4 protein-coding genes are annotated in these 15,439 nt (G+C 29.4%); all 4 read left to right on the top strand.

The annotated features are described in order from the left end of the window. The first annotated feature begins 10 nt into the window (after positions 1-10). The 4 genes from ACJJVK_RS06980 to ACJJVK_RS06965 all read left to right on the top strand — a co-directional run bounded on the left by ACJJVK_RS06980 (position 11) and on the right by ACJJVK_RS06965 (position 15,349). Positions 11-8,569, top strand: coding sequence for a LamG-like jellyroll fold domain-containing protein (locus ACJJVK_RS06980; RefSeq protein ID WP_405564542.1), 8,559 nt, complete (start codon positions 11-13; stop codon positions 8,567-8,569). Position 8,570: 1 nt separating this feature from the next. Beyond that, complete coding sequence (locus ACJJVK_RS06975; protein ID WP_405564540.1) at positions 8,571-9,863, top strand: hypothetical protein; 1,293 nt, start codon at positions 8,571-8,573, stop codon at positions 9,861-9,863. Positions 9,864-9,866: 3 nt separating this feature from the next. Then, positions 9,867-11,423, top strand: coding sequence for a T9SS type A sorting domain-containing protein (locus ACJJVK_RS06970; RefSeq protein WP_405564538.1), 1,557 nt, complete (start codon positions 9,867-9,869; stop codon positions 11,421-11,423). Positions 11,424-11,527: 104 nt separating this feature from the next. Beyond that, positions 11,528-15,349: a T9SS type B sorting domain-containing protein gene (locus ACJJVK_RS06965; protein WP_405564537.1), complete on the top strand. Its 3,822-nt coding sequence runs from the start codon at positions 11,528-11,530 to the stop codon at positions 15,347-15,349. The last annotated feature ends 90 nt before the right edge of the window (positions 15,350-15,439 follow it).

Raw genomic sequence — 15,439 nt, 5'->3', positions numbered from 1 at the left:
AACTTAAATTATGAAAAAAATATTATACATTTTATATATGTGTTTGGTAACGTATGTTGCCAAGGCACAAGAACAAAGCGATCCCCAAGTTTTTCTGGGCACTGCAGCAGTAGATTATAAATCTGATGCAGCTAACAATAATTTGCAAATTCAAATGCAAGTAGGAAGTGGCGTTCTTTCTGGCTCTTATTATACAAGTAGTAATCTATCTATAAAACCTACCACCATTGGTTTTCCTTATAGTATACTTTATATAGCTTCAACCTTTCATCCAAAAGGTGGTTTAGAAGTTTCTAAAGGATATTATACCAATCGAATAAATATTAAATGGACCTTGAGTGCAAATCAAGAGAAAATAGAAAAAATTAATATTTATAGAAAAGAATTAGGGAGTGTAACATCAGTGCAATTAATTGGTAGCGTTAGTAAAGATGTTTTTGAGTATGATGATACCCAAATTGAAGGTGGAGTTTTATATGAATATAAAATTGAAGCTGTTGGTGTTTCACCTATTGAAGAGTTATATACTACTTTTATAGAAGGTATTGGGTTTAGAAACCCAACTGCCACAGTTTCTGGATCTATAAGTTATGATGGTGGTAGCCCAGTGCAAGATGTTATTGTTTTTGCAGAAGCAAATGGGGCAGAAAACAATTCTGGATCTAGTTTACAGTTTACAAAAGGTTTTCTAGAAATTAATGACATTGAATATGAAATACCTACCAACCAATTAACTTTGCAAACTTGGGTTACAAAATCGAACTATATTATGTCTCTGCGAAACACCAGAGATGGCAATCAAATACAATTAAATGGAGGTAAGTATGTAGAAAATGGCATTCATAAAATAGGTTTAAATCTGATAATAAATGATAAATGGCAAACAATTCATCTCAGCGGTTCTTACCCAACAGGAGAAATAGACAATGAAGGAAATGATGTTTTTGAAAATATTTCTTCTTTAACAGATACCACTTTTATTCATATTTCTGCGGTTTTTGAACAAGGAAGTACAACAAAACTTTATCTTAATGGAAGAGAAATTACCCAAACATATATAGATGGAGTTTCTGGTTCTGATAGCATACCTGCTACAGATACTGAAGCAGCAATTGCTGCCGTTTTAAAACCTACTGTATACATAAGTGAGCGTCAAAATTATGTTGTAGATACTACCATTGATAAAGTAACTTTAGGACAAGGTTTTCAAGGAGGAGGATATACAGGGCATTTAGATGAAGTTAGAATTTGGCAAAGAGCACTTTCTGCTAAAGAAATAAGAAGAGATTTTAGAAGGTATTTAAGTGGTGCTGAAACCGATTTAAGTATTTACTTAAGAATGGATGAAAAAGAAGGGAACAATGTATATGATTTCTCTAGAAAAGGATTTCGTCAAAACAAAAATGATGGTTTTTTTGGAAGTGGTGTTGTTTTTAGTTCAGTAACACCTACAAAAAATCAGTTAGGTGTTTTTGGAGTTACAGATGCAAATGGTAGTTATGCTATTGCTAGTATTGGGTATTCTGGTACTGGAGAGTCTTTTGTTGTTACACCTTCTTTTGGTGTACATGCATTTGAACCTGCCAGTCAAACTGTATTTTTAGGAGCGGAATCAAGTGTTGTAAATCAGTTAAATTTTAAAGATATTTCTTCTTTTAAATTTAATGGTAGAGCTGTGTATAATGTTCAAAATGTATTTAACGCTGTAGATGAAGATGCTTATGCAGGCGCACAAATTGAAGATTATGGGTATAACCAATATAGAATTAATGGAACTGAAATCATTAATAAAGGAGAATATTATTACGAAGGTGGTAGTATAAATTCAACAAATAACCTTTATGAAGGTGGTTCTTTAAAACAATACCCAGTGGTTGGTTTAGAAAAAGCCCTTGTATATATAGATGGAGTCGTTGTAATTAATGAAGATAATGTTCCAGTAGAAACCGATGCTGAAGGAAATTTTAGCGTAAGTGTTCCTATTGGTAAGCATAAAATTGAAGTTAGAAAAGATGGACATACTTTTTCTCATACAGGCTTTTTTCCAGCCTCTGGATCGTTTGATTTTTTTGAAGATCAAATAAGCCCAAGATGGTTTATAGATACTACCAGAATATCTTTAATTGGTAGAGTTGTTGGTGGTAAAATAGAATCGGATAAACCTATAGGTTTTGGTTTGGATGGTGCATTTGAATTTACCAATGAAGCAGGAACTGAAGACGAAGAAAAAGAAATGATTTCATCAACCAACAATATTGGTGTAGCAAATATTATCTTAAAAGGAAAAAGTGTTGATGTAAATACTTTTGAGGTTATAATTCCTACAAATCCTGTAACTGGTGAATATAGCGCTTCTTTAATTCCTTTTACTTATTTTATAAAAGCAGGAGACGTTAAAATCCCTTCAAATTCAGCAATTAATAACGCTATTGCTACCAGCACTGAATCCTTAAAATTATCAGCAACACCAGTTTTAGATTCTGTTAAATATACAACGAAAGATGGTACAGAACTTTATTCTAAGCCATTTCATTATAAAAAAAGTTTTAGATATAACTCTCCAGTAAGTTTAAAATTGATAACACAACAATTTGAAGAGGAATATAGTATTGGAGATACTGCTTTTGATGTTAGTACTTTGGAGGTGCCATTATATTTACAAAATAATGATTATTCTATGGTTTTTGAGGTAACTCAAAACTATATAAACAAAGATGATGTTGCAAATGAAGAAACTAAAGAATATTATAATGAAGGTAGGTTTAATATTAACAATAATTTAGCACCTGCTGGAGATCCGCGTATAAAATTTGCGATACAAGGTGACGTAGCACAATATCTATATACTTTTCAAGCAGCTAAACCAAATCCTTCTGCAGATGTTGGATTCGCAAACACTATTTCTATAGCATACATTCTTGCTGATGATACATCTGTAAATATCTCAAATATAGAAGATGTAAGAACTAAAGGTATCGTTGTTGGCGCAATAGAACCAGAAGGTACAACTTTTGTAACAGTAGCGCCAGAAGTACCAGACATTATTTTAAGAGATCCACCAGGCTCTAATAGTTTTGCAACTATAGAAAAAGGAACTACAATCTCTTTTCAAAAGTCAAATAGTTCATCAGAAGAAGGTTCTGTAGGAGGTGGATTATTCGTTAGCGTTGGTCCTACATTTGAAAGTAATGCTGGGACTCCTTTTTTCACTGTTGGTTTAGCAGTTAGCGCCATAGGTACTGCTGATACTAACTTTTCGAAAACACAACAATTAAATGAAGATGGTTCTTCTACAGAAACCTATGAATTTAATAAAACAATATCAACTAGTGATGATCCAAACGATGTAGGAGCAGATGCAGATATTTATATCGGGAATGCTAAAAATGAATATTATGGAATTTGTAATAAAACATTTATCACAACAACGATACCTACCTTAAAAGATAATACAGAAGTTCCTTATATTGTTGTTAAAGATGCAGATGAAAACAACCTTTATATTAGTTTTAAAGAAGATTACTTTGTTGCAGAGCAACCTACAAATACTTTCTTTATCTACACACAAAGGCATATTATAGAAACCTTAATACCTAATTTAATAACTAAAGGAAATACAGCACCAGAAACTGTAGCAACAACATCTACAGACCCAGAAGCACCAAAAACTAGACAATTCTATTTAGATCAGGTAGATTCATGGCAAAAAATAATTCAAAATAATGAAAGAGATAAATATTTAGCTTTAAAAGAAAGAGAAACTTTAGAAGCTAAATTAACTACAGACATTGAAATAAAAAATATAGAAAGACAAGCAAGATTAACTGAATTAAAAGACTTACCATTTATACTACAACAAGAATATGACTTAACGGAATTTGATTCTCATCAAGTTACTTTAAATAATTTATTTACTGATAATTTTCAATCAAATATAAGTATAGATGCTGGTGTTGGTGAGTTTACTTCTTCTGTTAGTACTTCTATAATCACATCAAAAAGCTACACAAAAACAATAGATATGTCTACTGAATTTATAGGGCAACTAGGTTTGCTTCTTAATGATGTAGGAGCCGTAGGTAGTATAACTGGTACTTCTTCTCTTGTAGATGAAACAGGTTTTTCTACAGATGAAGATTTAACAGCAACTATTTCCTATACTTTAAAAGATAATGATGAAGATAATTTTTTAGCCATAGATATTGTAAATTTATTTGACGGTTTTGGACCAATTTTTATAACAAAAGGTGGTGCAACTTCTTGCCCTAATGAAAAAGTAACTATTTCTAACTATTATAACAATATAGGTTTTGATGAAGCTTTGGTAGGTACTGGTGGCGAAGAATTGAATGCAGGTACAGTTGCTGTATATCAATCAGAAATAGGTGTAGAAGGCGTAACAAAATTAACAGACATTCCAGAAAATAGTGGTGCTTTGTTTAATTTGATATTAAAAAATACGAGTGTAACAAAATCAGATTTAGAATACATTATAGAAGTAGATGCCCTAACTTTAAACGGTGCAACCACAAATATAGAAACCAATGGTGTAAATGTATATATTCCTTTTAATGAAACCATAGAATTTCCTTTTGAAGTATATAAAACATCGGCATCAAGCACTTTTAAGTATGATAATATTAGAGTGTATTTAAAAAGTCCTTGTGATGGTCTTACTGATTCTGATACTTTTATAGATGTTTCTGTTGAGTTTAAACCTTCTTGTTCTGAAGTAACTGTTTCTGCACCACAAAATAATTTTATTTTTAATAGAACGGAAGCGTATTCTAAAGATGCAGTGGGTACCATAACTACAAATACATTACCAATTACATTTACAGATTTTAATACCAATTTTGCAAGTTTTAAAAAAATAGAATTGCAATATAGAAATGCTAGTTCTGCGAATTGGATAAAGTTTAAAACCTATTATGGAACAGAAGAATTCAAAATTACTGATGGTGGCAATGCTGATGATATAGTTATAGAGGATTCAGATGCAGAATTTACCTATAACTGGGATATTATTGGTGAAAAAATACCAGATGGCAACTACGAATTTAAAGCAGTTTCTTATTGTACTGCTGATGTAACCTTTGAATCTGATATTGTTACAGGGGTTATCAATTTAAATGCACCTATTCAGTTTGGTACACCACAACCTTCTGATGGTATTTTAGATGTTGGAGAAGATATTTCTTTGCAATACAATGAAGATATTTTTAAAGGTGGAGCTACAAATATTAAAGTAACAGGTTTCAGCAATCAACAAGAAATAGATCATAGTGTATCTGTGTTTTTAGATGGGGGTGCAAATCGAATTGAATTGCCAAATCAAATATTGCCAAATGGTTCTTTTACCTTACAGTTTTGGTTTAAAAATGGAACTACTGCTTCAGGTAATTTAATCAGTCAAGAAAACGGAATTAATGCTACTTTAAATGGCAGTGAACTTACATTTAGTTTAGGCGGAAAATCTGTAAAAGCATCTATAGATCCTTCTCAATATAATTTCTATTCTTTAGTCTATCAAACAGGAGCAAATCCTCAATTATTAATTTTTGAAAACGGAACTGAATTAGCACTAACTGGTGATACAAATTTAACAAGTGATTTAGACTTCAATTCTAACAGTTCAATTTTTATTGGTGGCAACAATGTGAAAGGAAACATTCATGATCTTCGTTTTTGGTCAAAAACTTTTACACCAGCGCAAGCAACAGTAGCAAAAGACAAAACGTTAACAGGTAGAGAATTAAATTTATTAGGCTACTGGATTTTAGATGAAGGAAATGGTAAAGTTGGTATTGATAAAGCTAAAAGTAGAAACGCAATTGTAAATTTAGATTGGGATATTAAACCAAAAGGAACTGGGTATGCTTTTGAAAACAATACTTATCTATCTTTAGAAAATGTAGGCTTTGTACAACCAACTGAAGTAGAAGACATAACACTTTCTTTCTGGATAAAAACTGCCACAGCAAGTGTGGGAACCATTTTTTCTAATGGTAGAGGAAATGATGATGAATCAGAACAATCCAATGGTTTTAGAAATAAATGGTCTATAAACATGAAAGCCGATGGTAATCTTGAATTATTGTCAGAAAACATTTCTTACAACTTAACAAGTGTATCTGTTGCAGATGATAGTTGGCATCATGTTGCTTTGGTTGTTAAAAGAGGAGGGTCTATAAATGCCTATGTAGATGCTTTAGAAACCAATTCTGTTTCTTCTGAAAATATTGGTGGTATTTCTGGAAGTAAAATTTTAATTGGTGCAAGATTATTAGAAGATGAACTTTTAAATAAAACGATTGACAATCATTTTACAGGAAATTTAGATGAAATTCGTTTGTGGAACACTGCAAGAAGTTTCGAGCAAATTAAAAGAGATCGTTATTATGAAATTGAACCAAATTCTGAAGGTTTACTATTATATACAGATTTTAATCAAGAAGATGGCAACACTACAAAAGGACCTAAATACAATCATTTGGTTGTTAATAATGCAGTTAGTAGTACATTTTCAATATTAAGTACAGGATCAACACAAAATTACACCCAAGATTCTCCACCATTAAAACCGAAATTAAATTTTACAAACATTCCTTTTTCTACTGTTATTAATGGTGATCAAATGATTATTACACCAAAATTATCATCAGAAGAATGGTCGCTTTTTGAAGGTCAAATTTTAGATTTCTCTGTTTCTAGAATGAATGACACCCATTTTAACGAGCAATTATCTCCAATAACTTGGTCTGCTTTAGTTAGTCAGCAAGAAGTGGAATGGTTTACAATAAACCAAACAAAAGAGATTATAACCGAAAAATATGTAAACGAAGTCTATTCTTTTACAATGGATATTGTAAATAAAGCAGGTAGTAATCATTCGTATACAATTAGTGGTTTACCAACTTGGATAACTGTTGACAGTATTGATGGAAATGTAGCTCCAAATGCAACAAAACAAGTTATTTTTAATGTTGATAAAGAGTTAGCAATGGGTATTTATAACGCAGATATTTATTTAGAAACAGGTTCTGGATATAATGACGCTCTTACCTTGTCTTTAAGAGTGATAACACCTGCTCCTGATTGGTCTGTGAATGTACCAGATTATTCTAATAGTATAAATGTAATTGGTAAAATTAAAATTAACGAAGTATTTTCTAGAGATCAATACACTAAAATTGGTGCTTTCGTTGACGACAAACCAAGAGGTGAAGCGTATTTAAAATATGATACTGCTTTTGATAGCTATTTTGTGTATTTAACTGCATACAGTAATGTTGCTAGTGGTGAAGAATTAACCTTTAAAATTTGGGATGCTTTAAACGGAAAAGTATTAATTGCAGCAATTGATGGTGCAGCAAATACACTCTTTTTACAGAACGAAGTACTAGGTTCAAAAACAACACCTGTTGTGTTTTCTGGAGCTCAATTTTCTGAACAAACCACTGATTTAAATAAAGGTTGGACTTGGACTTCTTTCTTTGTTGAACACGATACATTTATCAATATAAAAGCAACTTTTGATGGGCTAATTTTAGAAGATAATGACCAAATTAAATCTCAAAATGAATTTACACGTTATGAAAATAACGATTGGTTTGGTTCTTTAACAGCTTTAGAAAACACGAAAATGTATAAAGTAAAGTTAGCTAATGAAAACTTATTAAAATTAATAGGAAATGATGTAGATGAAACTGATATTCATTTGGCAATAAATGAAGGATGGAACTGGTTACCTTTTCCAATTCACAGAAATATAAGTCTTGCAGAAGCGCTTTCACTCTATAATCCTTCTGATGGAGATGTTATAAAAGATCAATACAATTTTGCAATTTACGATGCGAATTCTGGTTGGAGTGGAACTTTAAATTATATGCAATCTAATAGAGGTTATATGATGAAATCTGGAGTTGCTCAAACTTTAAATTATCCAAATTCTAATCATCAGCAGAAATCAAATAATACAGGTCAAGAGCATACATCAGAAACGATTGCTCAGTTTGCTAAATACAGTGCAAATATGAGTGTTGTTGCAGAAGTTATAGCCAATAGTAAGTTTAATACAGTTTTAGTATATGATGCTATAGGTGTTTTAAGAGGAATATCTCCAATTGTTACTTTGAATGAGAAAAGAATGAGTTTTATTGCTGTTTTCAGTAATACAAATGATGCTTTAAAGTTTGTAATTTCTGATGGAAATACTGAAGTCGATGTTACTACTAGTTTTGTTTTTGAAAACAATAAAGTATTTGGTAACCTTAAAAACCCAGTAGTATTAAATGCAAAGAGTTTATCAACTGAAGATGAATTTTTAAGTAATGTTGTTGTGTATCCAAATCCGGTTTCAAATAGTCTGATTATAAACGCTTCTTTACAAACAGACAAGGTTACTAAAATAGAAATATTTAATACAATTGGTATGCGTGTACATAAAATTACTACCAATAAAGATATTACTACTGTAGATACTTCTAATTTAGCAAAAGGAGTTTATTTAATGAAGTTAAGCGCTTCTAATGGAAAGAGTATTATTAAGAAAATAGTTAAAAAATAAGATGATTAAAAGCTATTTTATTTTTCTATTCTTATGTTTAATCACATTAAACACAAAAGCTCAAAATCCTAATTGGTCTGTAAATACTGCTAGTTATCAATATAGTATGACGTTTACATCCTTTTTAAATATTGACGGCAGAACTCTTACATCTTTAGATGATACAGTTGCTGCTATTGTAAATGATGAAATAAGAGGAGTTTCTAGTGTAGAATATGTAGCTAGTTTAAATAAGTATGTTACCTATTTATCTGTGTTTGCAAATACCGATAATGAGACCATTTCTTTTAAAATCTATGACAGTACAAATGATAATGTAATTGATGTTGTTAAAAATCAAGACTTTATTATTGATGGTAATATTGGTGGAATTTTACAATCTTTTAGTATTGCAAAACCCGCATTAAATGCTGGGGCTATTTTAAACTCGTTTGCTTTTTCTGGAGTTACAAGTACTTCTCAAACGATCACAAATAACAAGATTGATATTGTTTTACCTTTTGAAACAAATTTAACAAATTTAATTGTTGATTTTTCTTTAAGTGATGGCGCTTCATTTTTGGTTGATAATGAAAAACAAACCTCTGGAGTTTCAAAACAAGATTTTACAAATCCAGTAATCTATAAAGTTTTATCAGAAGACGAATCTAAACTTATAGCATATGAAGTTAATGTTACAATAGAAACAGAAAGTTCAAATCCTTCAGAAATTGTTTTAACAAGTGATTTTGGACTTTTTGTAAACAAAGCACCACTGCTTATAAATTTAGAGACTAGTACTCCACTTACCAATCTTTTAAAAGAAACTATTTCTGTAACAAATGCTATTGTATTATCCGTAGAAAAAAACAACGATTTAAATTATTCAATTCAAATTGTTCCTATTCAGCAAGGAGAATTTTCAATAGAACTTCCTAAAAATTCAGTACAAAGTACTGGTGATGTTGGAAATTTAGCCTCCAACAAATTAGTATTCAATTATGATATTGTAAATCCTTATGTATTATCCACCAAAAGAAATAATCCAATAGATGAAATAACTGATAACGATACTTTGGAGTTCATTGTAATTTTTAGTGAAGCTGTAGAAAATGTATCTGTAACCGATTTTGAAAGTGTTTCTGATTCTGAGATTGCGTTAACCAAAGAAACTGATTCAAAATATATAGTCACAATTACGAATATAGATGATATTAAAGGTGCAGTTTCACTAAACATAAAAGAGACTAATTCGATTAAAGATAAGGCTTCTAATGTATTACTAAACTCTGTTATTAACCCACATCAAAACTAAGATATGAAAACAATTATCTATAAAATCTTGTGCATAGCACTCACTAGTTTTTGGGTTCAGAATTTAAATGCTCAAGACCCAAATTGGACTGTAAATACATCCAATTATCAATATAGTATGACATTTACTACATTTTTAAATGTAGATGGTAAAACATTAACAGCTACAAACGACAAAGTTGCAGCTTTTGTAAATGGAGAAATAAGAGGAGTTGCTAATGTTATTTATGTAACTAGTGTAAATAAATATGTTGCCTATTTAACTGTGTATGCAAATACTAATAATGAAATTATCAACTTTAAAATATATGATAGCGCTAAAGATGTAGTTGTAAATATTGATAAAAATGAAACTTTTGCTATTGATGGTAATGTTGGTGGAATTTTTCAATCCTATAGTATTGCAAATCCAGCATTAAGTGATAAAGCTGTTTTTAGTTCTTTTAATTTTTTAGGAATAACTGCTCTAAGTAAAGATATTTCTTCTGATAAAATAAATATTGTGTTGCCAAAAGACACAAATTTGAGTACATTAATTCCTGTTTATAATTCAAGTATTCGTTCAAAAGTTTTTGTGGAGGATATTTTACAAGAGTCAGGCAATTCAACTCAAGATTTCACGAATCCAATTATTTACAAAGTTTTATCAGAAAACGAAGCAGTTTTAACAACGTATGAAGTTACAGTGACTTCTTCTATAAATGAAAACCCAACAACAGTTACTATTTCTAACGCTAGTAATTTAAATATAGTTCCAATTCCATTAAACATTTCTTTTTCTAATAACATAATAGGCTTTGATGCATCTGATTTTATTATAGAAAATGCAATTATTTCTTCTTTCACTAAAATAGATTCAAAAAACTTTAAAGTAGAAATTATTCCTCTTTCTCAAGGTCTTTTATCAGCGCAAGTTAAAGAGAGTTCAACTATAGATGAAGATAATAATCAAAATGAAATTTCAAATAAACTAGCGATAATTTACGATATTAATAAACCTTTAATACATACTGTTTCTGTAGATACAAATGCTAACTCCAGGTGGTTTATTGTTGATTTTAATGAAGATGTTTTAAACGTTGATAAAACTGATTTTAAACTAAAAGGAGTAGCCGCTAATTCTTTGGTAATTTCTTCTATTGAGGCAATTTCAAATAAACAATACAAAGTAAATATTACGAACTCTAATACAGAAATAGGTGTTATTTCTTTACAATTAAATAATGAAAGTGATATAGAAGATAACAGTGGTAATAAAGTAATTTTATCTCAATTTGAAGCCTATTTTTTAAACAATGAAGTGTTATCAACAGAAAATAATTTCTTTTTAGATACTATTTCAATTGCTCCTAATCCTGTTGTAAATCTATTAAAAGTGAGTTTAAAAGAAGGATTCTTAAAACAGGTTGTCATCTTTGATATAAATGGTAAAATCGTTTATTCAAAAAAAAGTAATCAAAATAAAATGACCATTAATTTTGAAAATAAAACTCAAGGAATTTATTTTTTAAGGATAATTTCTGATAAAGGAATTCAGACAAAAAAGATTATCAAAATTTAGATAATAACAGATACAAATTCCGTAATTATATTGCTGAAGCTATTCAATATAGAAGTTTGGATAGAGAGGGTTGGTTGGGATAATTTTTCATATTTTTGAAGTCTATGAAAAGACTTTTACCTCTAATTATTTTTTGCTTTCTATTTTATTTTAATTCCAATTCCCAGAACAATAAAGATTGTTGGACACTAATAAATAAAGGTATTGACATATATAATGGCCAATATAACAATAATGAATTCCCTGGTTACCACGACCCTGAAACAACTGACTTAGAAGAGGTAAATGGTGGCTTCTTAACTACTGGTCAATATAATAAACAAACCTTCGGCTCGAATAACAATAATATTTACAACAATCTAAAGGATAAAGATGGAAGTTATTTAACAAAGCACGATTATAATGGAAATCTTAAATGGATTGTATATACTGAAAAAAACAGTAATTCATATAGAGATGTAATGTTTGGATCTACTGAAGATAAACAAGGGAATATATATGTTATTGGGCATTCAATTGATGGTACTTTTTTTGATTCTCAGGGCACAGAGTTAAATTTTAAAAACTCAACCAATTCCTTATATGGTGGTTTCATCGTTAAGCTTAACAAAAATGGTGAAATGTTGTGGCATATTATTATTAATAATGTTTATAGCAAAAAAATCAATATAGATAATGAAGGTAATATTTTATTGAGTGGAGATGTTAATATTTACTTTAAAAATACTTTTAATTTTTATTTGAATGGAGCTATTACTGATAATTTGCAAAACTTTGAAGTAATGGGTAATAATTTTAATTATCCTAATAGAGGTATAATAAAAATTAATCCCAATGGTGAATTACTATGGTATACAACTATTAAAACTAGCGGGCCAAATAGTGAATTTTTAATAGATATTGGAAATGATAAAAATAACAATATTTACGTAACTGGATATTGTAGTTCTAATGCGGAAATATATTCTGCTGGAAAAATAAATAATCCAAATATTATTAATTGGAGCGGTAATCCAACTAAAACATTTTTAATTAAATTTGATAAAGAAGGACAATTTTTATGGAAAGTAAAAAGTCTTTTAAATGATTCTGAAATTAATGGAGTACAAGCTTGGTCTACAACTGTAGATGAACAAGGAAATTCTTATATAACAGGATCAAATGATCGTTGGAGAAAAAATGTAAATCAAATTTTTGAAAACGCAGATGGATCCACTACTTCCGAAAATGTTGGTACGTTTTTTATTGCAAAAGTTAATACTGATGGTATTTGTGAATGGATAAAAGGTGCAGCACATTCTTATTCTGGAACCGGTTACAAAGTCATAAAATCTAAAGATGAAATTATTTCAGTAGGATCAGTGGTAGCTTTTAGAAATTCAATTGAGGAAGTAGAATTTTTAAGTGCTGATGGAAATAATATTCAAGCTTCATTTTATGTAGGAGATTATTTTTTAGCTGTTTATGATCTAGATGGAAATATAAAACGAATTTTAACAAATGGTATTAATAAAGATGTTAATTTTGGTGGTAGAATAAGTGGTTTTTTTAAAGATTCTAATGATAACTACTATTTGAGTAGGAATTCATATTTTAACGAAAACAATCCTAAAGATTATATAAATTTTGGACACATAATTAAAACAAATGCAGGTATGGGTTCTGATGGAACTATAACTAAATTTAATGAAAGTTGTGGTTTAAGGTTAGGTAAAACTATAAATGATAATATCTCTAATTTATCTTTGTGTGATAATACTTCAGTAGGATCTGATTCTGATAGCCTTATTGAGTTCGACCTAACAGAAAGAGAAAATGAAATTTTGATTAATGAACCTTTATCAGATTACCAAATATCATACTACAGAGATTCAGCATTAACAGATATTATTACTAATCCAAAAAAATATAAAAATACTTCACAAAAAGAAATAATTTATATAAAGGCAGAGCATTTGTCAGATACTGATAAATCTGGGCAAACACTTTTTAACATAGAAGTAATTGAATTACCTAATGTAAATACATCTGTAGAACTTAAACAATGTGACAACAGTGACATTAACGGATTTAGTTTCTTCAACTTAAATGAAGTAAAAGAAGAAATTATTACAAATTCTGATGATTATATCATTACTTTTTATGAAGAAAAAATAGATGCTGAAAATAACGGAGTTTCAATAACTGATGTTACAACCTATAAAAACGAAATTGTAAGTGTAGATAAAGTTTGGGCTAGAGTAGAAAACTCAAACGGATGTTATAGAGTAAGTGAAGTAAATCTATTTGTTTCTACAACTCAAATTCCTGCAACATTATTAAATTCATTTTATCAATGTGATGATGGAACAAATACAACTGATGGCATTGCTACTTTTGATTTTAGTTCAGTAACTTCAGATATTGAAAATATTTTTCCAACTGGTCAACAATTAATTATCAATTATTATAGAAATGAAGATGATGCTTTAGCTGAAGAAAATGCAATAACTGATATCACAAATTATCAAAATATTGGCTACCCAAATCAGCAAAATATTTACATACGAGTTGATAGTAAATTTGATAATGATTGTTTGGGTTTAGGCGCTCATATTTCTTTAAACGTAGAAAACGTACCTATTGCAAATTCAGTAACTATAAATCCAGAATGTGATAATGATAGAGATGGATTTTATTCTTTTGATACATCTACAATTCAAAATGCAATTATAGGTAGTCAAACAGATGTTACTGTTACTTATTTTGATGAAAACGGCTCACAATTATCAAGTCCATTACCTAATCCGTTTATAACAAAAACTCAAAAGATTACTGTTAGAGTAGAAAACACAAACTCTAAAGATTTAGATGGACAATGTTATGACGAAACTACAATTAACTTTATAGTAAATTCAGTGCCAATTGCTAATAATATTGCTCCTCAAGAAGAATGCGATGATGATTTTGATGGTATTATTGGTTTTGATACTTCCAACATAGAAAGCACAATTATAGGCACCCAAACTAATTTAATCGTAAAATATTTTGATGAGAATAATAATGCATTACCTAGCCCTTTACCAAATCCTTTTTATACTGCTTCTCAAACAATTAAAGTTCGTTTAGAAAACCCTACTTATGATATTTGTTTTGAAGAAACTACTATCGACTTTGTGGTTAGAGCAAAACCAACTGTAAATTTAATTTCAGACGATATTATTTGTATCACAAATAACTCTCAGTTAGAAATTACAGTAGAAAACCCTAATTCTGATTATTCTTACACTTGGAGAGATGAAAATAATAATATTGTTGGCAATTCATTTTCCATAACTATTTATAAAGGAGGCACCTACAATGTTATAGCAACCTCTATCTATGGATGTGATTCTGACAAAGAAGAAATTGTAATCAAAGAATCTTCTGTTTCTACAATTACAATAAATGATATTGAAGTACAAGATGATTCAGAAAACAATTTTATTAAAATAAACACCTCTAATTTAGGTTTAGGTGATTATGAATTTAGACTTTTAGATGATAATTTAAATGTTTTATTTAATTATCAAAGTGATTCTAATTTTGAAAATTTAGAAGGAGGTAATTATATATTAGAAGTTAACGATTTAAATAATTGTGGTAGTGTGCTTTTTGAAATTTCCTTAATAAGTTTTCCTGATTACTTTACTCCAAATGCAGATGGAAACAATGATTACTGGCAAATTAAAGGAATTAATAAAAGTTATTATAAAGAAGGTACCATCAGTATATTTAACAGATATGGTAAACAAATTACAACCTTTACTATTAATGATTTGGGTTGGGATGGTACGTATAATGGAAACATTTTAAGTTCTAACAACTACTGGTTTAGAGCAATATTAGTCAACCAACAAGATCAAATAAAAAGTAGAACTGGAAATTTTAGTTTGATTAGAAAATAATTATAATTTTATCGTATATTTGGTAAACCAATTTGGTAAACCAATTAAATATATAGCTTTACTATATTTTGGCTCATTTATTGAATAAAA

The organism is Polaribacter sp. Asnod6-C07 (genome assembly GCF_045063625.1).
Lineage (GTDB): Bacteria > Bacteroidota > Bacteroidia > Flavobacteriales > Flavobacteriaceae > Polaribacter > Polaribacter vadi_A.
Note: the sequence above shows the minus strand (reverse complement) of the source record. Positions and strands in the feature narration are given on the sequence as shown.

Excerpts from the sequence above, each read along its gene's own strand:
- ACJJVK_RS06980 (WP_405564542.1), top strand. The coding sequence starts at position 11 with ATGAAAAAAATATTATACATTTTATATATGTGTTTGGTAACGTATGTT.
- ACJJVK_RS06975 (WP_405564540.1), top strand. The coding sequence starts at position 8,571 with ATGATTAAAAGCTATTTTATTTTTCTATTCTTATGTTTAATCACATTA.
- ACJJVK_RS06970 (WP_405564538.1), top strand. The coding sequence starts at position 9,867 with ATGAAAACAATTATCTATAAAATCTTGTGCATAGCACTCACTAGTTTT.
- ACJJVK_RS06965 (WP_405564537.1), top strand. The coding sequence starts at position 11,528 with ATGAAAAGACTTTTACCTCTAATTATTTTTTGCTTTCTATTTTATTTT.